This is a genomic window from Anaerospora hongkongensis (assembly GCF_004339805.1).
GTDB lineage: Bacteria > Bacillota > Negativicutes > Sporomusales > DSM-15969 > Anaerospora > Anaerospora hongkongensis.
Genome location: NZ_SLUI01000011.1, coordinates 1 through 23,149, shown reverse-complemented (window position 1 = coordinate 23,149; position 23,149 = coordinate 1). Strand labels below are relative to the sequence as shown.

Genomic DNA, 23,149 nt, shown 5'->3' with positions numbered 1-23,149 from the left:
GTCAGCTTTTTTTATTCAATAATTGTCAGTTCTTTTTTATAATGCGTTAATAACTCACAGCCATCTTCGGTAACCAGTACCAAGTCTTCAATGCGTACGCCTAACTCTCCCGGCAAATAAATACCTGGTTCGATTGAGAAGATCATACCCGGCCTTACATATTCGGAATTGGCAGCCGAAACATCACCCCAGTCATGCACATCCAGGCCAATACAATGCCCGGTACGATGCGTAAAGTATGCGCCAAAGCCCTTACCTGTAATATAGTCCCGAGCAGCGGCATCAATGTCTGAGAAGCGGACATTGGGCCTTACCATGCTGATTGCCCGCTGATTGGCACTTAAAACTGTCTCGTAGACCATTTTTGCCCTAGGCGTAACGGATCGAAAGAAAAAGGTCCGTGTCATATCGGAGCAATAGTCGCGTTTGCGGCAGCCGATGTCAATCACGATGCTGTCCCCGCTTTTTACCTGGCTGTTATCAATCTTGTGATGAGGGTTGGCACCATTCGCTCCGTAAGAAATATTAGGCGCAAACGAAAAACCCGACGTGCCTAGTTCTTCATAGATACTAAGCAGCAGCTGCCCCAGCTGCTTTTCTGTATGCATTGCCGGCAACAGCTTAACAAGCGCTGCCATTGCCTGATCATTACTAACCGCAGCTTCCCGCATAAGAGTAATTTCCTGCTCATCCTTAACCATCCTCATAGAATCAAGAATAAAGGAACTATTGCTGTAACGCCCCGCCCCGCCCATTACTTCCATCAAACGGAGTAAGAAGCGCGAAGGCCACTTTTTATCAATGCCTGTTGCTTTATCCGGATTCAGTCTTTCTGCTATCAGCCGCACAGGATCATCCGTATCAGCATACCGGATTACCTCAACACCCAGATCATCACGCACCGGGAATAACGTATTAATAAACAGCTGCGGCCCCTGCTCACAGCTTAACAGTAACACCAGCAGCCGTTCGCCCGGGCTGAACCATTCACCTGTCAAATAGAAGATGGATGCCGGGTCACAAACCAGCATCTGGGGAATACCGGCATCTGCCATTCGCTTTACTGCCTGTTTCATTCTTTGTAAATTCATACTAATCTCCCTTAGCGAGTATTTCCTAACTATCTTCTGGCTTAAGCTACAGTTTCCTTTTTGGTTTCCTTTTTATCCTTATAATTGGCATGCCAGAGTATCAAAACAATCTCACCAGCCTGAGTGACAGTGGGGACGGTCCTTTTTTATCAACTTTGTGACAAAAAAGGACCGTCCCCACTTGTCCACGTTAGAGGAAAGACAGTAAAAGGGGCTCCTCTGACCTGGCTAACGGGGAAGCTGGTATAATACATCATCATATTCCTGGCTTTTTGTTAGTTCCTTCTTGGCAAACGGACAGACAGCAATGATTTTTTTATTGTCTTCCCTTACCCAGGCGGCAAGCTTTTGCAGCAGCTGCCGGCCAGCACCTTGGCCTCTGAGCTCATCAGATACAAAAGTATGCTCAATCGTAATGACATCCTTGTCTGCCGAAAATATCATTTCGGCCAACGGGGCTGATTCCGAATCCCCCACATAGAAACTCTTGCTTCCTTTTTTAACAGTTAACAAAATGTACACCTCTCTGCTTAAAATTCCTTGTGTTTAATAACATCTTTTCGTTATGACCAGACTTCCCGCTTGCCTAATATCCTTCCCATAATCGATCCTCATCATTGTGAAAATCACTCACACCATATACACTTGTACTCCCGCATTTGGGGCAACATTCCAGGTATCCGCCATCACCAATCGGCTTCAGTATTGCGCCTTCTGTATTAAACACTTTTCCACACTTTGTACATTTTACAACTGCCATTTTATCGCTCCTTAGGCTTTATAATACGTATCACATAGACGTGATTGCTGGTAATCTTTACTTAGTCTCACTTTTTATTTCGATCATCAGCGCGTGTCTCCTGCTTTTACATTAATAGCATAACCCCGAGAAATGCGCACGGGACAAGCCGACTGCAGTTTGCTACCCAGCGCAAGCATGTCAACAGAATTGTATCCGGTTAACTCTATACTGGCGAATCTGCAGAAGCAGCTGAATGGAACCTTCCATAAAAACAAACTAAGTAGACGTAACTGCAAACGCTGCACTGCGTCTACTTACCGTAGAACCTTTATTACCAGCTTGTCGCTAAAAGCTTGATTTTTACTGGAATGTCTTTTATTCGTCTTCAAACATCTTGTCGGCAATAAAGGAAAGCTCGGTCGCCATCGTTGCCAGACTCTGGCTCGCGTCAGTCATTGCTTGCACTGCCTTTGCCTGTACGGCAATGAAATCATTTATTTCTTCCGTTTTCCCTTTTTGCCTTTGTACTACCTGCTGCATTTGATTTAAGGAAGCTGCAATGGTTTTTACCGAATCGGAACTTGTCAAGGCTAATTTCCTTATCTCCTGGGCCACGACAGAAAAACCGGCACCATTCTGTCCTGCACGTGCCGCTTCAATAGCTGCATTCAGCCCTAATAAATTTGTCTGAATTACAATGTTTTTGATAAACAATACAATCTGATTGCTTTGCTGGATTGACTCCTCCAGCTCGAGATTTATGGCCACCAACTCTCTACTGTTGCCCACTACGGAACTGACACCGCTATTTAGTCCTTCCATTTCTGCTGACATTTCTTCCGAAGATGCCGCCAAATCATTTGAGATTGCCTTAATTTTTTGCTGCGTATCCACCGTCTTAGTCGTGGTTATACATCCGACAACTTTATCGCCATCCTTAATCGGAAGTGCGCAGGCTACATACGGCACACCATAGGGAGATTTTTCAGCACTTACAATTTTGGCAACCCGTCTGCCGGTTGTTAAACATTCCAGGCTTGCCTGACCTTGGACAAGCTCTCCCGGCTTTTTTGTGAGTTTAGCGGCCTGAGCATGTGATTTTAGCGTTTTATTGGGAATGTGTACGGTATATATGCCATTTTTAATTACCGCAATTCCCACATCGTCCGTAATTGCCAAAGGTATATACGGAGCTAATATGGTAAACATATCCAGCAGTTCTTCGCCCGAGTAATGCATCAATTCTTATCCCTTCCTTGCTGTTATACATCGGTTTAGGCAAATATAGCAGGCCTACCGGCTATTACCGTCAGGCCTGCTATTACTAGGTTAAACTATTACCAAAGCCCTAATACTTTCCACCAGGTAAGACCAACCACAAAATAAATCGTCAAACCTACTAATGTCACAATATGGCCTATTTTCCACCAGGTTCCCTGTGGTACATAACCGGCACCATACAGAACAGTGCCGACGGCATTGCCGTAATGCGTCATTAAGCTGGCAATCTGTGCCGAAGCAGCACACAGCAGCAATAGAGGGATGGCCGGAAGCTTAGCGGCTGCGCCCAGGACGAAGATTACCGGAATAAAAGTAACCACAAACGCAATGGTTGAAGCAAACAAGTAGCGCGGAAGAACAGTAATAATAACGAGTGCTGCAAGTACAAGGATGGGATCTAAGCCTGTAAAGTTTAGATTTTGTTCAAACACTTTGCCAAGCCACACAAAAAACTTCGTTTTATTTAACCCATTTGCCAAAGAAATAATGCCTGCGTACCAAACAAAAGTACTCCACGCCGGTTTGCATTCTAGCACTTTGTTCCAGGAAATAACTCCTGTCAGTATGCACATAGCAAGTAGCCCAAGCGCAACTGCCGTCGAGTCAATTTTAGTTATAGAGCCTGTTGCCCAGCCGATAATAGCCATGACAAACAAGACTGCCAAAATCTTTTCACGTCGACTCATAGGTCCAATTTTTTCGTAGCCTTCTTTGGCAATCTTTTTATTATCTACATGCTTAATGTCAGGCGGATATAAGCGATACACCATATACGGTACGATCAGTAAGCATAGTCCGCCAGGAACTATCATGGCAGTTGCCCAGCCCATCCAGGATATATCCGCATGCATAATGTCATTTGTCAGCTTAATCATCATGGGCATAATTGCGCCGGCAGTAATAAACATCGTCCCGGTTATTAAGCTGTTCTGATACATAAGAGTCATCAGGAACGCACCAATCCCGCGCGGGTTTTGCTCCGGCTTCGAACCTAACGTAACCGACAGGCTTTGAAAAATCGGAAATACCAAGCCGCCTGTTCTCGCGGTATTCGAGGGAATTGCAGGCGACAAAATTAGGTCGGTTACCGTAGAAATATAACCTAGCCGCAGCGTAGAATGGCCCAGCTTGTCAATCAAAAAATAAGCGATACGGCTTCCCAGCCCTGTTTCTACAAAGCATTGTCCGATAATAAAAGCAGTCAGTACCAGCCACGGTGTAGTCTCTCCAAAAGCTTCCAAAGCAATTTTTGTTTGACCGAAAAATACCGATACGGCTCCCATGGCTGTAATCAATACAACGGCTTCCGGTACTGGTCTTAGAATAATACCAAACACGGCTCCCAAATAAACTGCGAGTATCTTCCAGGCTAACGGATTCAAACCACTAGGGACAGGACACAACAAAACAAGACAAGGTATCAATAAACAAACAAGCCCTTTAATCATTTTTACTTTAGAGTCTGAATTCGCATTTATAGGTGTTACTGTACTCATCTTCTTCCTCCAATTGAATTATTTAGATTCAATTCATTCAGGATAACCAGTGTTCTTTTAAAATCAGTATCTGCAACCAACTATTTTTTAAACAATTTACTGGGTACGTAAACCAACCCTTCCATAATTGGCTTCGCTGTCCGGCAAACCCCGGCCTGCAGCAAATCCCACTCGCCGTTGAGAAGTTTCTTTAAATTGACGAATACCTCTAATATGCCGGAGGGATGCCCGATACGAATTTCCCCGGATTCTCTCGCCTGCGGGCTAACTACTTCATTAACTACCGTACCCTCAATGCAGGCTGCCGTTGCCAGACAGATCCCGCCGGTAACCGCATAGGTTTTGTGCATGACCGCCAGCGCCTTGGTTCTGGCCAATAAATCAGTTTCCTGGGCCTTAACCATTTCACCATTCGTAGTAAGATAATCTGCCGGAGCGGCCACGAAGGCTACTTTCGGCACTGCCGAGCTTGCTGTTTCCTTACTTTTGGCAAGTCCCATCATGACTGCTGCACTTGTCCGGATGTCTTCCATTATCTCAAGGATAGCAGGATTTGTTTCCGTATCGACAGGAAGCTCCTTTCCTGTTAAGCCAATATCCTCTGCTTTGATAAAGACCGCGGGGTTAGCAGCGTCGACCAAACTTACCCTCACCTTTTTACCACTGTTCAAGGTAATTTCGTCAACGACATTGCCAGTAGGTAACAGCTTACCAGTTTTAGATCCGGCTGAATTCAGAAAATTGAGAGATATCTTGGCACCAGTACCCGGTACACCGGCTATGGCATAATCCCCTTCACTAATCACTTCCCCATCCTTGACCGGAACTGAAGCCTCTATTACTTTGCTGGTGTTGGTGTTATATATCCGTACCCGTGTGATAGGCTCCTCGGCCGGTACTAACCCCTTGGCGATAGCAAAAGGGCCAACCGCCGAAGACATATTGCCGCAGTTGCCTTCATAATCGACCACAGCCTCTTTAATGCCCACATACCCGAACGTATAATCAACGTCTACCCCTTCCCGGCTTGAAGGAGCAATCAGTGCTACTTTGCTGGTCAACGGGTCTGCTCCGCCTATACCGCTAATCTGCCTTGCATCAGGACTGCCATAGATACTCAGAATCACCTGATCCCGCAATACGGGATCTTCCGGCAAATCGCTCATCATGAGGTAGGCACCTTTGCTGGTGCCTCCCCGCATGAGGACTGCCGGGACTTTTACATACTCTCCCACTTAGCCTTCCTCCTACTTTGTATTCTTGGCAACATAATTTAGCAAGCCGCCGCTTAACACGATTTCCTTCTGACGTGGTGTCAAGCTGCATTTTGTCTTAAATTCATAACCTTTGCTAACATTCTTGACCACGATAATCTCTTGCTCAACAGCCTGATGCACATGATCAATCGCCAGTTCATCGCCGTCTTCGATACGGTCATAATCCATCTCATCTTCAAAAGTGAGCTGCAAAATGCCAAAGTTCACCAGATTGGCGCCGTGAATGCGCTCCACGCTCTTAGCCAGCAGTACCCGCACTCCCAGATACATCGGACACAAAGCCGCGTGCTCACGGGAAGACCCTTGACCATAACTAAGTCCTGCCACAATGACGCTGGCTTTACCTTGCTCCCTGTTTGCCTGGCATTTGGCGGCAAATTCGGGATTCATATGATAAAACACGTAGTCTGCATATTTAGGAACATTGGAACGGTATTTTAAGAACGGACCGGCAGGCATAATATGATCGGTAGTGATTTTATCCCCAACTTTGATACCAACCTTGGCACTCAAGCTTTCCAGCATCGCCGTATTTTTTGGAGGTTCACCGATATTAGGACCGCGATAAACTTCAACCGCTTGATCCTTAGAAGGTTCCACAATGAGAGTATCATCAATTTCATATAACTCTGGCAAAACTATGTCCGGATAGGTTAGTCCCAAATCACGGGGATCGGTTACTACTCCGGTTAGCGCAGCCGCTACGGCGGTTTCAGGACTTACCAGATAAACCTGACCGTCTTTTGTCCCGCTTCTGCCTTCAAAGTTACGGTTATTGGTACGTAAGGATACACCTTTTGTTTGTGGTGCCTGCCCGCAGCCTACACAAAAACCGCAAGTTGTTTCGAGAATACGCGCACCGGCAGCTACTAGCTCGTGCAAGGCGCCATTTTTAGCGATCATTGCCAGCACCTGCTTACTGCCGGGTGCCACGCCAAAGCTTACATGAGAATGTACCTTTTTGCCTTTTACCATGTCAGCTACCATCATAATGTCCCGATAGGAGGAATTGGTACAGCTGCCGACCAATACCTGATCCACCTTCAAGCCTGCTACCTCGTTAACAGTTTTCACATTGTCCGGCGAATGGGGACAGGCGATATGGGGAACCAATGAATTTAGATCAATTTCAATTACCCTGTCATATACGGCATCTTCATCAGGGCCTAAGAGCTGCCAGTCTTTTTCCCTGCCCTGGGCTTTGAAGAAGACTTTTGTCATTTCATCGCTGGGGAACAAAGAAGTGGTAACTCCGAGCTCTGCGCCCATATTTGTTATAGTAGAACGCTCAGGCACGGTAAGGGCAGCCGCTCCCGGACCACCATATTCTATGACGGTACCCACGTTGCCTTTTGTCGTCAGAATTTGAAGCATCTTCAGGATAACATCTTTGGCCGAGCACCAAGGCTGCAGTCTACCTGTAAGATTTACACGAATTACCTTAGGATAGGTAAGGTAAAAAGGGCCACCGGCCATAGCCACCGCTACGTCCATCCCGCCTACTCCCATAGCAATCATACCAACCGCACCGGAAGTGGGGGTATGGCTGTCGGAGCCGATTAAGGTAAGGCCTGGACGGGCAAACCGTTCCAAATGCACTTGATGGCAAATGCCATTGCCTGCCTTAGAATACTTAATACCATGCTTATCCGCTACAGTCTGCAAATAACGGTGATCATCCGCATTTTCAAAACCGTCTTGTAAGGTATTGTGATCGACATAGGATACAGATTCGGTTTTGACTACAGGTACCCCCATTGCTTCAAACTGCAGGTAAGCCATCGTCCCCAGTGCGTCCTGCGTAAGTGTCTGATCAATGCGTATGCCGATCTCGTTTCCTGCTTTAGGAGTTCCTGTTACCAAATGTGAACTTATAATTTTCTCGAACAAGTTTTTTCCCATTTTATCCTCCCTTATCAGGTGAAAAGCCTAGAGATTAATTTCAGAATTATTTAAATTCTGAAATCAGTGTAATATAATATTTAAAATAAATAAAATATTTAATTTTTATTAATCTCAATAAAATTCTCTTATTCTCATGTCCGTAATAAGGTACTGATTCATACTTAATACAACGCATAAAACAGGAAGCTTCCAAAGCTTGGAAGCTTCCTGTTTCTACGGTTAGAACACCGCCCCGGGCTCTGTGCTTAAGGCAGTGTTATCCCCATTCTCATTAGTAATGATTTGTCGTTTATATAATTGCTTTGTAAACCGGAATAGCAAGCACGGCAAAAATTGTCGTAATACTTACCAGGATTGCAGCGTATTCCGTATCGGCTTCATACACCTTGGCAAGTACCGTAGTATGCGTCATAACAGGCAAAGCTGCTTGAATCACAAATACTTTCTTCATTAATTCGGGAATGGGAATAAAAGCAGCCACTAACAGCACCGCAAGTGGTGAGATAATAAAACGGCCTGCCAATAATACTAAAATATCCTTGCTTATTTTTGTTTTTTTCAGATTCACACCGCACATAGCCATCCCGATAAAAAGCATCGATAAGGGGGTAGTCATGGCCCCCAAGTATTTGCAGGTGTTCATGATAAACGCAGGCAGATGAATTTCGGAAAAAATAAACAATACTGCCAAAGCAAAACCCATAAACGGAGGCGAACATACTCGTTTTAGGGTTTGAATGCTTATTAATTTAGCCGGTGTCATTTTTCCTGACAAACTGATGGAATAGTTGCCCAAGGTCCAAAAGAGAAAGGCATTTGAAAGAAAATAAACCAGTACATAGGGCAAGCTTTCTTCCCCGAATAGTGCTAAATTGACCGGTACGCCCACAAATACCGAACTTGAACAAAAAAATGCCGAGCGGAAAATGCCTTTTCTGTCATCAGGTAAGTCCAACAGATGCGATAATATATAACTGACCACAAAACTGGTAAGCATCGCCATGATAGGAACAATAATACCGGAAATAAGCTGCATAAAATTCGCTTTATCAAAAGTACTTAATAGATTCCAAATCATATAGGTCGGTAAAGCTATATAATTAACCAGCTTAGGAATTAATCTAGAGGGTTCTAGTTCAAACCATCCTTTGACATTCAGCCAATACCCTAAAGTAACCATAATTATGATGCTCAACAACCCTTCGACCGCATGCAAAAAAACCATATATGCCACCGCCGCTGCTTTTCTATTTGCGTATCATTATAGCAAAAGCTAACCTATAAAAATAATAGGTAAAAGTTCTTGTTGGCATAGGAGTAAATTATATAAAATAACGATCTGATACAACAAAGCCCAGCTGTTCATTTACAGCTGGGCTTTGTTGCAGGTATTTTGCAGTGCCTTAGGGATCCCAGAAGCTGCAAAAAATCTATTAACTTAACGAACATGGCAGCACCATGGCAGATTACTCTATTTTCAAGATTTGATGAATTTGCCTTCTTCTAACTCCCGGAAAGCAAGCTGCAATTCTTCCCGGGTATTCATAACAATTGGACCACCCCAGGCAATGGGTTCCTGCAGCATCTCCCCGGCCATCAGGAAAAACCGTATACCCTCATTGGAGGCTCTTACCAGGAATGTACCTGTTTCATCAAATAATACAGCATGCTTGGCCGGGATTAATCTATCGCTGCCAAAGGTTCCTGCTCCCTGAAAAATATAAATAAACAGAGTTGCATTTGCTGCAATAGCAAGTGACCACTCAGCCCCGGCACGCACTTCTACATCCAGCAGCAGAGGCTTACAATATTCGCCTTCCATGGCTCCGGTTTTGCCGCCATAGATCCCGGACAGGATGTGTATCTGCCGGTCTCCTTCATCAATAACCGGGATGTCCTCCTTACGTATCCCGTGATATTTTGGGGGCACCATTTTATCTTTCGCCGGCAGATTGAGCCAAAGTTGGACCCCAAGCATTCGCTCACTGGCCTTTGGCATTTCCTGATGAAGAATTCCAGCGCCGGCCGTCATCCACTGGCATTCGCCAGTTAAAATCCTTCCTGTATTTCCCAGACTGTCTCCGTGCTCAATTTCACCTTGAATGAGATAGGTAATCGTCTCAATGCCACGGTGCGGATGCCAGGGGAAACCTTTGATATAATCGTCAGGGTCCACCGAATCAAAGGCATCCAGCATGAGAAAAGGATCAAATTCTTTCGTGTCGTCGCGGCCAATTACTCTCACCAGTTTGACGCCGGCTCCGTCCACGGTATGTTTTCCTGTCACAATTTTGCGGATCGTTCTCAGTTTGTTCATGCCAACCTCCTTGTCAATAAAAAAAGAAATCGTCTTACCGATAGCTCCATCTGCCAGTATTGAAATTTAGCTTCTGCAGGCGGAGCCGCTGTTTCTTTTTCGATATTTTTCCCTGTCCCCGTGTTTTATTGCATATCGCCGTTTTCCTTAAACGCTATTATATAACAAATCCTTGCTTAGTAGTATTCAGTCTTTGTTCAATAAATACCTTTCACCTTCAAGCATTAGAAACGCACAAAAAACCTCAAGCCCTGTAAAAAAACAGGGCTTGAGGCAAAAGGAGGCGCATGCGGATCATTTAATGGTTGCGGTCAGTTTACAGGAATCTCCACCGAGACATAATTGAAATGTGACAGTGGGGACGTTCCTTTTTTGACAACTTTGTTTTGACAAAGAGGAAGCATCCCAAACTAGCTACCCATTCCTCACCTTTTAGTCTTCACTTATCCTGCCATCAAATTGATTCTCGATAACAAAGTCTATGCTAACAACTTATTGAGCTGATTAAGGTGACTATCAAAAATAACACCTAAGATATCATTTCAATATAACAACTTAAAAACAAAAAATCCTATTGCACATACCATTGTAACTGTACTAATCAACAGTGGGCCAATACCGATAAATTTTCCATTTTTAAATAGAGATTTGGATGTTAGCAAACCAATTACAGCTCCAGGGATTGTCCCAATACCCGTAAAAAGTAAACCTAGGCATATAAGAAGGACCGTTCCCTTTAATCCTAGACTGATATAGTCACCAATATCTAACCATACACCTTTTTGACCAACAACAACTGTTTTAGTTGCAATATATGCTAAATCCAATATACCGTTCAACAGATCTGCCAAACTCATTTTTGCGTATTCTTCGGCTTTTTGCCTTGCCTTATTTTGCTGACTGGAAAACCATTTGAAGAAGAAGCCTGGGAGCTATATGTACCGTTTCTTAAAAAATCATCATATTGCTTGCGAGTATCAGGATTATATAGTATTTCATAAGCTTCTCCAATGTCGATAAATATTTTATGAGCATCATTATTTTTATTTTACATCCGGATGATATAGTTTAGCCTTTTCGCGATATGCCTTCCTTATATCCTGTTTGTTAGCTGTCGGAGGAACACCCAATATTGAGTAATAATTTTTCATTGCATACTCCAAGCTTTACTATAATTTCGCTTTGTTACTAATTAAATATTCATTGCTGAATCTCCTTTATTTACCACAGCAGCTTCGATATACAACGCTTTATAGTATTATTATACAGAATACCACCCTACCCATCTTCCTCTTATTCCGCTTATCAGGCATCTTAATGCCGGATATTTTTTAGGATTATCTTCTGGCTGTTATTACTTTTACAGTCTCCACCGAGACATGATGGAAGTGGATGAGGCACCTAGGGCCGCTACCATCCCTTTACTTGAAAAAAACTCGCAAAAAAACCTCAAGCCCTGCAAAAACAGAACTTGAGGTCAAAACCAGCACCGTTACCAGTGGTACGGTTCTCCCCGGCTAATCCGGAAAGCCCGGTATATCTGCTCCACCAGCAGCAGGCGGATCATTTGATGAGTAAAGGTTAGTTTGCTGAAAGACAAGCGTTCTTTCGCCGCTTTGCGAACTTCGTCGGACAAGCCAAAAGCGCCGCCAATGATGAAGGTAAGATCACTCTGCCCTTCCAGCCCCAGCTTATCAAGTTTCGCTGACAGCTCTTCCGAGGACAGAGGCTTTCCAACCAAATCAAGCACCATCAGATAGCTTGAATCTCGTACTGCCTTTAACAGGCGCTCGCCTTCCTTGGCGAGCGCTTTGGTTTTTTCAGCATCCGACGGGTTTTCCGGCATCCGCTCTTCTTCTACTTCGATAATCTCCAGCCGGCAGTAAGGACCAAGACGCTTTACAAATTCGGCAATTCCTGCCGTTAAATACTTCTCTTTAATTTTACCAGCCGTTACAATCGATATTCTCATTATTCAGCCGGCATCTCTTCTAGAAGTACGGAAATGGTCTGCACCTGGCCGTTGCGGCTGAACTGAACTTCAACCTGACTGCCCACAGGCTGGGCATCCAATACGGAACGCAGGTCTGCTACGCTGTTCGTTTCCTGACCGGCAACTTTCAATACAATATCGCCTTCACGGATACCCGCTTTGCCGGCAGGTCCGTTCTTCGATGCTTTCGCAATATATACACCTTTGTCAATGTTAAGATCGTAGCCGTATTTAGCGGCTGCACTCTTATCCAGAGCCCCCACACCCAGATAAGCCCGGATGACACGGCCCTTTTCAATTATGGACTGCAGAATAGGACGAGCTGAGTTGATGGGAATGGAAAAACCGATTCCCTCAACCCCGGCAACCGAAATTTTAGCACTGTTAATCCCGATGACAACCCCATCGGCATTTACCAGGGCACCACCAGAGTTGCCGGGATTAATCGCGGCATCCGTCTGAATCAGCTTAAACCGGCGTTCCCCGATTTCCAGTGACCGGTTAAGCGCACTAATCACACCAGCCGTAACACTGCCTTTAAACTCCAGGCCCAATGGATTGCCAATCGCAATAGCCGGCTCTCCGACCATGACTGTATCCGAGTCCCCGAATTGAGCAGCAGGCAGGCCGGTAAGTTCTACTTTCACCACTGCCAGATCAGTAGCTGGGTCTGTACCGAGAACTTTCCCGGGAACAGTACGTCCGTCTGCTAACGAAACAACAATTTCCTGGGCATTTTCTACTACGTGATTATTCGTGGCAATGTAGCCATTTGCATCAAAAATGACGCCCGAACCGGTTCCCTGCTCAACAAGGACTTTCCGGTTATAAAAATCCCGGGCGTATGCTTTATTGGTTATCCCGACAACGGAAGGTCCTACAGCCTGCGCAGCCCGGACGATAGCCGTATTGCGGGCATCAGAGATACTAGCCTGCGCTGTAGGCGCCTTCAAGCCGGGGACCTGCTGCGCTAGATTCGGCATTTGCGGATTGGGTTTGGCGTAGAACTTCCCACCCCAACTGTATACCAAACTGCCGCCGATAACGGCACCAATCAAAGCAATTACTAAAATAGGTGTAATTCGTCTAGACATCATTTCAACCTCCTCAGCGTCATTCAGCTATACTCGCTGTTTGATCAGGAAAAGTAAGATGAAGCGAAACGTCCATCCCTAACCGCAGCCCCTGAGAGCTTAAAATATTGCCCACAGTTTCACGGGCTAGTTCCGGGCGATTGTTTTCTTTACTCATGTGGGCCAGAAAAACATGCGTATGCGTTTTACGGGGCAGCCGGGCAATCGTCCAGGCAGCATCAATATTGGAAAGATGCCCCCGGTTGCTCATGATACGCTTTTTCAACGGCCATGGATACGATCCTTTTTCAAGCATCTCCGTATCATGATTGGATTCAAGCACTAGAATATCAGATAAGGCCAGCGCTTTTTTTACGCTCTCTGTAACAAATCCCAGGTCGGTAGCAACACTGCACTTATTGCCCCGGCAAAAGAAATTGAACCCTACCGGATCGGCAGCGTCATGGGAAATCGCAAAGGGTTCTATTTTTACCGTGCCAAGGTCAACACTCTCCGGCAAGCCGCGAAAGCACTCATAAGGCAGAGGCTCTTTGAAAGGCATTGCCTCCCAGGTTGCGGGACGGGTATATACAGGCAGACGGTATTTTTTCAGGAGCGTCGGCAGCCCTTTAATATGATCACTGTGCTCATGGGTAATGAATACCCCATCAATATCTTCAATAGCTGTACCGATTTCTGCAAGGGAATTCTTAATTCGCCTCGCGCTGATACCGGCATCAATCAAAATGCTTGTATGCTCACTTTTCAGGAAAATAGCGTTGCCAGCACTGCCACTGGCTAAAACATGGACCTTCACTGTTTGGCACCTTCTTATTGCGTATTAACCATGAGTAAATTCGCTTTTTAAGGGCCAAAATCCTCTTTATCCATTATTTCCCGGCAGGTAATTTCAGTAAAACGGCCTCCCTCACAGCCTCAGGCAGCGCTGCCAATAAAATCGTAATAATCTCCTGCAGACGCTGTTCTGTTTTGGCTTCAAACCGCAGCGTAAACAACGGCTCGGTAACGGATGAGCGTATCATCCCCCAGCCATCGGCAAATTCAATTCGCACACCGTCGATGAGGTTCGGCTTATATGCGTCGAGCCGTTGCGCTGCTTCTGCCAGAATTGCTTCCTTATCATTCCCTTTGTAGGGTACACGGATGTCCGGCGTCAGCAGGTAATTAGGAATGGCATCAGTCAGCGCCGACAAAGAGCCATGCTCATCGACAAATTCACACACTTTCAAGGCAGCAAACATACCATCATCATAGCCTAGCTCGCGAAAGAAAAAATGACCGCTGATTTCGCCCGCAAAGAGTGCCTTTTCGCGCAAGAAAGCAGCCTTACTGAACGTGTGGCCTGCCCGGGCCATTACCGCCCTTCCGCCTGCTTTGGTAATTTCCTCTGGTACTACCATCGAGCACTTGGCATCATAGACGACAGTCCCCTGCCCGCCTTCCAAATAATATTTACCCAGCAGCACAATAATGTCATCATTATCAATTGCCCTGCCATTTTCATCAACAAAGCCCGCTCTGTCACCATCACCATCAAAAGCGACGCCCAGCCGGGCACCGGTCTGTCGCACTTTATCTCCGAGGGCGGTCAGGTTTTCAGCTAAGGCCGGGTTAGGCGGGCGGTTCGGGAAAAGACCGTCGGCATCGCAGTAAAGTTCAATTACTTCATAGCCGGCGGCTCTAAACAAGGCCGGAGCAATACGGGCAGTAGCTCCGTTACCCGCATCTACCACTACTTTTAGCGGAGTAAAACGGGCCTTGGCAGTAGTATCAGCGATGTAGTCACTGACAACGGCTTTGGGCACGACCTTCCCTGGTCCGAAGACACGTTCATTGCGTTCGACCATGCGGGCAATTTCTTTAATATCCGCTTCTGTGACAGGCTGAGCACCAAAGACGAGTTTGAAACCGTTATAGGCACCCGGATTATGGGAAGCTGTAACCATTACACCGCCGTCAGCATTCATAACCTTCATTGCATAGTAGAAAACCGGAGTCGCTACCGTGCCAATATCGATTACCTCACAGCCTGATTCAGCAAGGGTGTCCAGCATAATCCGCTGCAGTTCGGGAGTTGACAGACGGATATCTCCCCCGACAACGACCCTCCGTCCAGTCAGTTTAACCCCTACTGCCAGAGCAATACGGCGAGCCATAATCCCATTCAGCTCTTTTCCGGCAATACCTCGTATATCACAGGCATGAAATATGCTCATTGTTACTCTCCTTTTACCAACTAGTATCACCGTTATTGTAGCACGATCCAGGAAAATGATACAAGCGGCCTCCCTTGGCTCCGATTAGCGGGACTAAGTATTTCCCGGCAATAAAAATCTCCTATATTATAAAGGAAGATCCCGCTGTTACATAAACAGCGGGATCTTCCTTTATACCATTATACCATTATTTATGGCTTTCGGCACGCATATGCTCAGCTGCCCATTTGTGCCATTCACGCTCAAAACTGTCGTAATCCATGCCTAATACATCTGTAATCGCCTTATCAGGTTTTTTACCGCCTTTTAATTCCTGCATAACCTGGTTAAGCTTATCGTCACCCTGAGTTTCAGCAATATACCGGATGGCGGCAAGCGAAGAACGGTAAGCCAGCGACTGATCAGGCAGATTATCGAAGTCTTTGTCCAGTTCAGCCTGAGTATAAAATTTCTCTGGTTGTTTATTGCTGTTGGACAGCCATTCATAGCCGTTTGTCTTATACTCCATATACTGAGCCAGGCCTTCGGTAAACCAGCGGGTATAATTCCCGTTGGTCATATGATCAAAGACCAGATGCGTAAATTCATGCACCATAGGACCTGAGCGAATAAATTCATCCGTCGACTCTCCTGCCTTCAGCCAGGCATGCGGCGACAGCAGCTGAATTACGCCTCCCCAGTAGACACCCATTGCACTTTGGTCACCTGACCAGCCAAACACCTTATTCATTTCTTTGCGGTCAGGGTAAACCAGAAGCAGTGTTTTTTCTGTGGGTGCAGAACCAAAAGCAGCTTCGACAGGAGCGTAAGCCGCTTCCGCAGCCTGAGCTACCATTGCTACCGTATCGGCATCATGCACTGTATATTTAATGATAAAATGAGCCGTTTCAAAGGAAGCCATATGCCGGGCCTCATAATTCATTTTGGCTTGCGCCATATCACGAGCCAGGGGGTACAGCCACATCCGCGGCGCCCGCACCGGCACGAGCATAACGAGCAGCACAATTAAAACGAGCATAGAAATAATAAATCTCGGGTTCTGTACGATGCTGCGCATAGTACCCCCTCCTCTCTCTAGAAAAAACAATCAAAAAATTGACTCAATTTAGCGGTCTCAAGAACCGCATTCTGCTTAGATAAATAGTATACCATAGCCGCAGGCCGGCGCCTACCGGTTATTTATGTAAACTAACCAATGCGACTCCGGCACTTGTACCCAACCGCGTTGCACCTGCCGCAATCAAGGCCTCTGCCTGCTCCCTGGTGCGGACTCCTCCGGAAGCTTTTATGCCCGCCTTATTGCCTACTTCTTCTTTAAATAGCAAAATATCGGCCACTGTAGCTCCTCCTGGTCCGAAACCAGTTGAGGTTTTTACATAATGGGCGCCAGCTGTCACAATAGCCTGACAGGCCTGCCGTTTCTCGGCTTCGGTCAGCAAGCCTGTTTCCAGGATTACCTTCACCACATTTCCGTCTGCCGCTGCCACCACTGCTTTTATATCGTCAATTACCGCCTGCCACTGACCGCTTTTTACAGCACCAATATTCATTACCATATCGATTTCATCAGCCTTATCGGCAACTGCCGTCTGGGTTTCATAAACCTTGACTGCAGTCGGCGTAGCTCCTAACGGGAATCCCACTACTGTTGCAGTTTTTACACCCGTTCCTTTCAGCAAATGCGCTGCTAAAGCGACATAGGCAGGATTCACGCAGACTGCGGCAAAGTGATACTCGGCAGCTTCCTCACAGAGGCGTACAATATCATCAACTGCAGCATCCGCCTTTAACAGTGTATGGTCAATATAAGAAACTAGTTCCATATTCCAGCCCTCCCCTATTAAAGAAATACTTCGCTATTTGCGGCAATATTCCTACTAACAAGAAAAGCCCGGCATAAGCCGGACTTTTTCGAACGATTAGTTTGCTTTCTTTTTCTGACACTCGGGGCATACACCAAAGAAGTAGAATTGTTGTCCCGTTAGGCGATATTCCGTCTGATCGGAAACCTTGCTGATGAACTCCTCCAAAGCTACACCAAACAAGTCATCGACACGGTTGCACTCCAGGCAGCGAACATGAGGATGGCTGACAGTTTCAGCATCATAGCGGAAGCTGTCCTCGCCTACGTTTAAAATCTGTACTAATCCAATTTCATGCAAAATATCAATCGTTTTGTACACCGTTGCCAGACTCATCGTAGGATAGAGCGGCTGAAGCTGCGTAAAAATCATTTCAGCACTTGGATGAGATTTGGTTTTGGTCAAAACCTCATATATCGCCAACCGCTGGGGAGTGACTTTAAAGCCTTTATCCCGTAACATCGTTGTTACACAGAAATCCATAAAAACACCTACTTTACAAATAATTAAATCCAATTAAAAGTCATTTTCGGATAATTATGTCTTAATCTTACATCTCGGCAAGAACTATTGTCAAGAGGCAATAAAAATACCAGCCTCACCAGTAGTGATGAGGCTGGTATTTTTATTGCTCTTATTGCATGGATTGCTGTTGATTCTGGCTGAATTTGGATTTTGCCTGGGCAATATCCTGGGGATTGGCGTTCTTTACATTATAGTAGCCTTGTTGCTGCATATAATCAAAAATTTGTTTTTGCTGGCTATATACATCACCAAGTACCGTCATATAATCACGACGAAGCTGTTCGCTGCTCGCTTCCTGAATGTAAGTATTAAGTGAAGATGCGCAGTGTTTGGTTTCGTTCAAACAAACCTGCAATAAATCGCGGTCAGCAATCTGCATACCTTGGCCTTGCATTTGGCCTTGTCCTTGCTGCTGTCCCTGTTGTTGTCCTTGCTGTGCCATTCAAATCCCTCCTTATTGTAAAGATTGTCCTGCGTTTAAATGCTTGCTAACCATTTGAACATGCTGCTGGTGCTTTTGGGCCAGCTGCTGCAGCATTTGCTTACCCTGCTGATCTTTCATTTCGCTGGCGAAATGATTGAAGGTTTTCACACTGGTTTGGTGACCGTCAAGAAAATCTTCTAATTGCATAAGCTCTTTGGACGTTAACATGAGTCATTCCCCCCTTTCAAATTCACTACAGCATATAGCATGCGCTGGTTGAGGAAATATATGCCTAATTCAATTCGTCCAAATATTGGGAAAGGGCTACCCGCAGTAGCGGGTAGCCCTTTCTTTAGCCAGCTTATTTACTGATAGGCAGTGATTCTGGTTTAGCTTGTTGTTCAGCTCTGATTGCGAGCCAGGTGCGAATTGCATCACCGATAACAAAAATAACCAAAACAATCATAACAGCACTGGCTCCCGCCAGCAGATAATTATTTTTTGGCAGATAGTTGGTGGTAATATTCATATAACCTGCAGCAACTGTTGTAACGGCCAGGAAAGACATCGGTACGATCGTCGTCCATGCATATTTGCCTTTTCCCATCCGGTAAAGCACTGTTGTACCGATTGCCAAGGCCATACTGGCAAGTAGTTGATTAGCCACACCGAAGAGCGGCCATATGGTCGAAATTGATCCGCCGTACAGCAGGTAACCCCAGGCTAATGACACAGCTGCACTGGCGAAAATAATGCCCGGTGTCCAGTGAACATTTTTCAGCGGGGCATATACCATACCACCTAATTCTTGTACAAGATACCGTCCTACGCGGGTACCGGCATCAATCGTTGTCAGGATAAAGAGAGCTTCAAACATAATGGCAAAGTGATACCAGAAGGACATTAAGCTGCTCATACCGGGTATTTTAGAAAAGATATGGGCCATGCCAACTGCCAGGGAAACAGCTCCGCCGGGACGGCCGGCCACATTCTCCCCTACCATTTGGGAAAGAATCGGCAGTTCCTCAATCTTCATTCCCAGTGTATTGAAAACAGCAGGTGTTGTATTGATCGCAAAATAATCGGCCGGAATCAGGCTGGTTGCCGCAATCAGCGCCATGAGTGCTACAAAGGATTCAACCAGCATGCCGCCAAAGCCGACAACCCGGATTTCCGCTTCATTAGCCAGCATCTTCGGCGTTGTACCGGTACCAATCAGCGCATGGAAGCCGGAAATCGCGCCACAGGCGATGGTAATGAACATAAACGGCCAAACCGGTCCGGGGATAATAGGACCACCACCGTGTATAAATGGTGTAAGGGCGGGCATGTGAATCTCGGGCCGGACAATAATAATACCAATTGCAAGCGCCAGGATTGTGCCGATTTTCATATACGTGCTCAGATAATCGCGCGGTGCCAGCAGCAGCCACACAGGCAGAGCGGCAGCAACAAAGCCATAAATCGCCATCATAATAGAGATTTGGCCGCGGGTAAAGGTAAAGTAAGGTGCCAAAGCAGATTGTTGAACCCAGGGACCAACAAAAACAGCGGCCAGCACCAAGGTTACACCGATAAAGGATCCCTCACCAATCCGGCCGGGACGAATATACCGGAGGTAAAGTCCTACAAAAATAGCGATCGGAATAGTAGCAGCAACAGTAAAGGTTCCCCAAGGGCTGTCATACAGTGCATTAACTACCGCAATACCAAGACCAGCCATTGTAATAATCAAAATAAAGAGTACGGCAATACTGGTAGCAAGGCCGGAGGCTTTGCTAATTTCTTTTTTGGCAATCTCAGCTACCGACATTCCATCATGGCGGACTGAGGCAAACAGAATGATCATGTCATGAACCGCACCGGCAGCCACAGCGCCGATCAGCAGCCACAGCGTACCAGGCAGATAACCGAATTGGGCAGCAAGAACGGGGCCAACCAACGGGCCTGCGCCTGCGATTGCCGCAAAATGATGACCAAACGTCACCCACTTGTTTGTAGGGACATAATCACGGCCGTCATTCTTCACGACGGCAGGGGTGGGACGATTGGGATCCAAGGCTAATACTTTAGCAGCCATGAATGCCCCGTAGTAACGATAGGCTAATGTAAGAAAAAGTGCAGCAATAATAACTAAATAAATTCCATTCATAACCATATGCTTCTTTCCTCCTTTATTAGTAAATGCTTTTCAGCAATTCTAATAATAAAAGAAGTAAGTCGCATTTAACAGAAAAATCAGCCAAACGGAATAAAATAACCGGCTAACAGTAAAAAACAACCGTTCAATAGAAATGACCGTAAGAAGGCTAATAGGCAATCGAAGCTTCATCGATCGCTTGTACCTTACCGATCTCTGTTAAATCATGCATCAGCTTATGCACCGCCAGATCTTTTTGCTTGGCTTCCAGCATAACATCAAAATCCTGATCCAGCTCTTTTGCCTGTTTGAGAAAAGCAATAAATTCCCCGGCCTGAATATAATCGGCATGGGCCCGAATATTCTTTCCATCTTTAGGACTGGACATATGAATTTTCGGAATATCGCTCCCCCAAGTCGCGGCTATATCCGGCCACAATGTCGCCAGGTCTTCTCCGCCGTTGCAGCAATAGTGGTGGTGAACATCCAGTACCATCGGCGCTGCAACGCGCTGGCAGAGTTTCAGCACATCCCGGGCAGTATACGACTTATCATCATTTTCAATGATCAATCTGCCCTTAATCGCCGGCGGCAGCAGTTCAAACTGTTCTCTAAACCTGTCTAGCGCCTTTTCTTTATCTTTGTAAGCACCGCCTACATGAACGACTAGCTTGGCTTCACTGCCAAAGCCCATTGCATCAAAAATGCGGGCATGATAGGCTAGGTCTTCAATGCTCGCAGCAATGACCCGCTCATCTGGGCTGTTTAGCAGGGTAAAATGATCAGGATGCGCACTTACTCGCATCGCATGCTGACGCACATAGTCACCTATTTCTCTAAGCTCACTGGCAAATTCACTGCTGTAATCCCAGCCGGCTGCTTCAGGATGAGTAGCAAGCGGAATCAGTTTCGACGTAAAGCGAAAAACATGGATGTCATGAGCCGCATTATATTTTAAAACACGCAATTGATTAGCCAGATTTTCCCGCGTAAGCCGTCTGAGGCGATTGATGCGGTCAGCGGGCTCTGCAATCTTCAGCAGATTTGTAACCGTTACCGTTTTGTTTGGTGACCCTTCCATAATATTTAACGCCATTGCTACATAACCAAACCGTATTCGCATGTATCTTCCTCATTTATGCTTGATACATCTAGCCTTCCTATTTCAGGCCCAAGATATCCTTAATTTCCTTAATTTGCCCCTTGCTCACTGGAATTTCAATGCCTGGGGCACCTTCCACCTTCAGCCAGTAGGTCCCCTTAAACCACGGTACCACTTCCTGCACTTTATTCATATTAACAATATAGCTTTTGTGAACACGAAAGAGACTGGTCATCTTTACGCGTTCCTGCAATTCCGTCAGTGTGCCGTCATAACAGAATGTACCGTGAACAGTTACAACTGAAATTCCACCAGCCTGGACATAAGCATAAACGACATCATCATAAGCAACCAGCATGATTTTTCCCTGTTTATTTACAGGCAGTTTGTGCACGTTAATCTTGCTTTTGGTCAGCGTTTCATCAATCCGGCTGGCCGCTGCCCGCCATTCGTCAGGCAGATATTTGCGCAGCCGTTCGATAGCGCCGATAACCCGGGTTCCTTCAAAGGGCTTTAATACGTAATCCACTGCCCCTACCTCAAAAGCCTTGACTGCATATTCGTCATAGGCCGTCGCAAATATAATCAGTGTATCCGGCAATATCGCCCTAAGAACAACCGCAGTTTCCAGCCCTGTCATCCCCCGCATCTGCACATCCAAAAAAATGATATCCGGCTTTATTTGCGCAGCCAGGCTGATCGCTGCCGGACCGCTGTCTGCCTCACCGGCCACTTCTATGCTGCCATATTCCGATAACAAATACTTCAACTCATCCCTTGCCGGAGTCTCGTCATCTACCAGCAATGCCTTAAGCATCTTCTTCCACCTCATCAAACAATCGTTTCGGCAGCCTGATTGTCACCGTTGTTCCGAGTCCAGGCTGACTGGCAATATGCAATCCCTCACCATATTGCCCGCACAACCGTTCATGCACATTGATCAGTCCGATACTTTCCCCCTGAGGCCGGCTGAGTGGATGACTTTTGGTCAAATCCATCCCCACACCATTATCACTAACTGTAATCAGCACACTATCGGCTTCTTCCATCACCTTTAAAATAATTTCCCCACCGTCCTCCTTGGGCTGCAAACCATGTTTGATCGCGTTTTCCACCAAGGGCTGAATGGTCAGCGAAGGAATTCGATACTGCATGGCGGTTTCCTGGACTGCTTCCCGGATATGCAATTTTTCACCATAGCGGGCCTGCTCGATTGCCAAATAGGCTTCCACTTGCGCCAGTTCTTCTCCGATAGGAATATTATTGCCGGTCTTATGCAGGGAAAACCGGAACATCGCCCCCAGCTTAATCAGCAATTCCCGGGCCAGGTCAGGTTTTGTCCGTATCAAAGATGTAATGGTATTGAGAGTATTAAATAAAAAATGAGGATTAATTTGCGCCTGAAGAGCTTTTAGCTCCGCTCTTGCCGCTAATTTTGCCTGACGGTCAATCTCGGTCAGTTCCAATTGGGTAGAGAATAGATGGGCCACACCGGCAGCAAACACAATATCTGCATCGCCGACCATATTCCCCCGGGTATAGTACAATTTCAGGGTACCGATAACTCTCCCGGCTTGCTTGAGCGGTATCACTACAGTGCTGGATAACCGGCAGCGCTCACAGTAACAGCCGATCTCGGCACTATTCTGGGCAATAAACATTTGTCCGGATTCCAAGACATACC

Annotated in this window: 24 protein-coding genes; all 24 read right to left on the bottom strand. The window is 46.1% G+C overall.

What is annotated here, in order from left to right:
• Window positions 1-11: 11 nt before the first annotated feature.
• A complete protein-coding gene (locus EV210_RS15765) occupies window positions 12-1,091 on the bottom strand; it encodes a M24 family metallopeptidase (RefSeq protein WP_132082317.1) in 1,080 nt (359 codons plus the stop codon).
• A gap of 228 nt (window positions 1,092-1,319) precedes the next feature.
• Window positions 1,320-1,604, bottom strand: coding sequence for a GNAT family N-acetyltransferase (locus tag EV210_RS15760; RefSeq protein ID WP_132082316.1), 285 nt, complete (start codon window positions 1,602-1,604; stop codon window positions 1,320-1,322).
• Between the two features lie 73 nt (window positions 1,605-1,677).
• Window positions 1,678-1,851 (bottom strand): hypothetical protein, encoded by a 174-nt coding sequence (locus EV210_RS22715; RefSeq protein ID WP_165898931.1) that lies wholly within the window; start codon window positions 1,849-1,851, stop codon window positions 1,678-1,680.
• Window positions 1,852-2,208: 357 nt separating this feature from the next.
• On the bottom strand, window positions 2,209-3,072 hold the full coding sequence (locus EV210_RS15755) for a methyl-accepting chemotaxis protein (RefSeq protein ID WP_243650594.1): 864 nt from the start codon (window positions 3,070-3,072) through the stop codon (window positions 2,209-2,211).
• A 98-nt stretch (window positions 3,073-3,170) separates the two neighbouring features.
• On the bottom strand, window positions 3,171-4,610 hold the full coding sequence (locus EV210_RS15750; RefSeq protein ID WP_132082314.1) for a DASS family sodium-coupled anion symporter: 1,440 nt from the start codon (window positions 4,608-4,610) through the stop codon (window positions 3,171-3,173).
• Window positions 4,611-4,690: 80 nt separating this feature from the next.
• A complete protein-coding gene (locus EV210_RS15745; RefSeq protein WP_132082313.1) occupies window positions 4,691-5,845 on the bottom strand; it encodes a 2-methylaconitate cis-trans isomerase PrpF family protein in 1,155 nt (384 codons plus the stop codon).
• Window positions 5,846-5,857: 12 nt separating this feature from the next.
• Entirely contained in the window at window positions 5,858-7,789 is a 1,932-nt protein-coding gene (locus EV210_RS15740) for an aconitate hydratase (RefSeq protein WP_132082312.1), read from the bottom strand.
• Between the two features lie 292 nt (window positions 7,790-8,081).
• Window positions 8,082-9,017, bottom strand: coding sequence for an AEC family transporter (locus EV210_RS15735; RefSeq protein WP_132082311.1), 936 nt, complete (start codon window positions 9,015-9,017; stop codon window positions 8,082-8,084).
• 252 nt (window positions 9,018-9,269) lie between these two features.
• A complete protein-coding gene (locus EV210_RS15730; protein ID WP_132082310.1) occupies window positions 9,270-10,109 on the bottom strand; it encodes a pirin family protein in 840 nt (279 codons plus the stop codon).
• Between the two features lie 542 nt (window positions 10,110-10,651).
• Window positions 10,652-10,966 (bottom strand): hypothetical protein, encoded by a 315-nt coding sequence (locus EV210_RS15725; protein ID WP_132082309.1) that lies wholly within the window; start codon window positions 10,964-10,966, stop codon window positions 10,652-10,654.
• Window positions 10,967-11,152: 186 nt separating this feature from the next.
• Window positions 11,153-11,260 carry a J domain-containing protein gene (locus tag EV210_RS23470; RefSeq protein WP_132082308.1) on the bottom strand — a complete coding sequence of 36 codons (108 nt, stop codon included), beginning with the start codon at window positions 11,258-11,260 and terminating at the stop codon, window positions 11,153-11,155.
• A 341-nt stretch (window positions 11,261-11,601) separates the two neighbouring features.
• Complete coding sequence (gene rlmH, locus EV210_RS15715) at window positions 11,602-12,081, bottom strand: 23S rRNA (pseudouridine(1915)-N(3))-methyltransferase RlmH (protein ID WP_132082307.1); 480 nt, start codon at window positions 12,079-12,081, stop codon at window positions 11,602-11,604.
• On the bottom strand, window positions 12,081-13,196 hold the full coding sequence (locus tag EV210_RS15710; RefSeq protein WP_132082433.1) for a S1C family serine protease: 1,116 nt from the start codon (window positions 13,194-13,196) through the stop codon (window positions 12,081-12,083). Before EV210_RS15710 ends, rlmH begins: the two co-directional genes overlap by 1 nt.
• A gap of 19 nt (window positions 13,197-13,215) precedes the next feature.
• A complete protein-coding gene (locus EV210_RS15705; RefSeq protein ID WP_132082306.1) occupies window positions 13,216-13,992 on the bottom strand; it encodes an MBL fold metallo-hydrolase in 777 nt (258 codons plus the stop codon).
• 73 nt (window positions 13,993-14,065) lie between these two features.
• Entirely contained in the window at window positions 14,066-15,412 is a 1,347-nt protein-coding gene (locus EV210_RS15700) for a phosphomannomutase/phosphoglucomutase (protein ID WP_132082305.1), read from the bottom strand.
• 187 nt (window positions 15,413-15,599) lie between these two features.
• Window positions 15,600-16,469: a peptidase MA family metallohydrolase gene (locus tag EV210_RS15695; protein ID WP_132082304.1), complete on the bottom strand. Its 870-nt coding sequence runs from the start codon at window positions 16,467-16,469 to the stop codon at window positions 15,600-15,602.
• A gap of 118 nt (window positions 16,470-16,587) precedes the next feature.
• The gene (gene deoC / locus EV210_RS15690; protein WP_132082303.1) at window positions 16,588-17,235 is read right to left on the bottom strand and encodes a deoxyribose-phosphate aldolase; all 648 of its coding nucleotides are present in this window, start codon (window positions 17,233-17,235) and stop codon (window positions 16,588-16,590) included.
• A 96-nt stretch (window positions 17,236-17,331) separates the two neighbouring features.
• The gene (gene perR / locus EV210_RS15685; RefSeq protein WP_132082302.1) at window positions 17,332-17,757 is read right to left on the bottom strand and encodes a transcriptional regulator PerR; all 426 of its coding nucleotides are present in this window, start codon (window positions 17,755-17,757) and stop codon (window positions 17,332-17,334) included.
• A 151-nt stretch (window positions 17,758-17,908) separates the two neighbouring features.
• A complete protein-coding gene (locus tag EV210_RS15680; RefSeq protein ID WP_132082301.1) occupies window positions 17,909-18,241 on the bottom strand; it encodes a spore coat protein in 333 nt (110 codons plus the stop codon).
• A 12-nt stretch (window positions 18,242-18,253) separates the two neighbouring features.
• On the bottom strand, window positions 18,254-18,451 hold the full coding sequence (locus tag EV210_RS15675; RefSeq protein ID WP_132082300.1) for a spore coat protein: 198 nt from the start codon (window positions 18,449-18,451) through the stop codon (window positions 18,254-18,256).
• A 133-nt stretch (window positions 18,452-18,584) separates the two neighbouring features.
• Window positions 18,585-20,375 carry a carbon starvation CstA family protein gene (locus tag EV210_RS15670; protein WP_132082432.1) on the bottom strand — a complete coding sequence of 597 codons (1,791 nt, stop codon included), beginning with the start codon at window positions 20,373-20,375 and terminating at the stop codon, window positions 18,585-18,587.
• 157 nt (window positions 20,376-20,532) lie between these two features.
• Complete coding sequence (gene uvsE / locus EV210_RS15665; protein WP_132082299.1) at window positions 20,533-21,486, bottom strand: UV DNA damage repair endonuclease UvsE; 954 nt, start codon at window positions 21,484-21,486, stop codon at window positions 20,533-20,535.
• 37 nt (window positions 21,487-21,523) lie between these two features.
• On the bottom strand, window positions 21,524-22,282 hold the full coding sequence (locus EV210_RS15660; RefSeq protein ID WP_132082298.1) for a LytR/AlgR family response regulator transcription factor: 759 nt from the start codon (window positions 22,280-22,282) through the stop codon (window positions 21,524-21,526).
• A partial coding sequence (locus EV210_RS15655) for a GAF domain-containing sensor histidine kinase (RefSeq protein WP_165898930.1) occupies window positions 22,275-23,149 on the bottom strand: 875 nt, incomplete at its 5' end. The genes EV210_RS15660 and EV210_RS15655, both read right to left, overlap by 8 nt.

What these genes read in the sequence shown, in the direction of transcription:
- EV210_RS15740 (WP_132082312.1), bottom strand. Translation starts at nt 7,789, where the DNA reads ATGGGAAAAAACTTGTTCGAGAAAATTATAAGTTCACATTTGGTAACA.
- EV210_RS15755 (WP_243650594.1), bottom strand. Translation starts at nt 3,072, where the DNA reads ATGCATTACTCGGGCGAAGAACTGCTGGATATGTTTACCATATTAGCT.
- EV210_RS23470 (WP_132082308.1), bottom strand. Translation starts at nt 11,260, where the DNA reads ATGAAAAATTATTACTCAATATTGGGTGTTCCTCCGACAGCTAACAAA.
- EV210_RS15735 (WP_132082311.1), bottom strand. Translation starts at nt 9,017, where the DNA reads ATGGTTTTTTTGCATGCGGTCGAAGGGTTGTTGAGCATCATAATTATG.
- EV210_RS15670 (WP_132082432.1), bottom strand. Translation starts at nt 20,375, where the DNA reads ATGAATGGAATTTATTTAGTTATTATTGCTGCACTTTTTCTTACATTA.
- EV210_RS15710 (WP_132082433.1), bottom strand. Translation starts at nt 13,196, where the DNA reads ATGTCTAGACGAATTACACCTATTTTAGTAATTGCTTTGATTGGTGCC.
- EV210_RS15725 (WP_132082309.1), bottom strand. Translation starts at nt 10,966, where the DNA reads ATGAGTTTGGCAGATCTGTTGAACGGTATATTGGATTTAGCATATATT.
- EV210_RS15700 (WP_132082305.1), bottom strand. Translation starts at nt 15,412, where the DNA reads ATGAGCATATTTCATGCCTGTGATATACGAGGTATTGCCGGAAAAGAG.
- deoC (WP_132082303.1), bottom strand. Translation starts at nt 17,235, where the DNA reads ATGGAACTAGTTTCTTATATTGACCATACACTGTTAAAGGCGGATGCT.
- perR (WP_132082302.1), bottom strand. Translation starts at nt 17,757, where the DNA reads ATGGATTTCTGTGTAACAACGATGTTACGGGATAAAGGCTTTAAAGTC.
- EV210_RS15750 (WP_132082314.1), bottom strand. Translation starts at nt 4,610, where the DNA reads ATGAGTACAGTAACACCTATAAATGCGAATTCAGACTCTAAAGTAAAA.
- EV210_RS15765 (WP_132082317.1), bottom strand. Translation starts at nt 1,091, where the DNA reads ATGAATTTACAAAGAATGAAACAGGCAGTAAAGCGAATGGCAGATGCC.
- EV210_RS15660 (WP_132082298.1), bottom strand. Translation starts at nt 22,282, where the DNA reads ATGCTTAAGGCATTGCTGGTAGATGACGAGACTCCGGCAAGGGATGAG.
- uvsE (WP_132082299.1), bottom strand. Translation starts at nt 21,486, where the DNA reads ATGCGAATACGGTTTGGTTATGTAGCAATGGCGTTAAATATTATGGAA.
- rlmH (WP_132082307.1), bottom strand. Translation starts at nt 12,081, where the DNA reads ATGAGAATATCGATTGTAACGGCTGGTAAAATTAAAGAGAAGTATTTA.
- EV210_RS15730 (WP_132082310.1), bottom strand. Translation starts at nt 10,109, where the DNA reads ATGAACAAACTGAGAACGATCCGCAAAATTGTGACAGGAAAACATACC.
- EV210_RS15695 (WP_132082304.1), bottom strand. Translation starts at nt 16,469, where the DNA reads ATGCGCAGCATCGTACAGAACCCGAGATTTATTATTTCTATGCTCGTT.
- EV210_RS22715 (WP_165898931.1), bottom strand. Translation starts at nt 1,851, where the DNA reads ATGGCAGTTGTAAAATGTACAAAGTGTGGAAAAGTGTTTAATACAGAA.
- EV210_RS15680 (WP_132082301.1), bottom strand. Translation starts at nt 18,241, where the DNA reads ATGGCACAGCAAGGACAACAACAGGGACAGCAGCAAGGACAAGGCCAA.
- EV210_RS15675 (WP_132082300.1), bottom strand. Translation starts at nt 18,451, where the DNA reads ATGTTAACGTCCAAAGAGCTTATGCAATTAGAAGATTTTCTTGACGGT.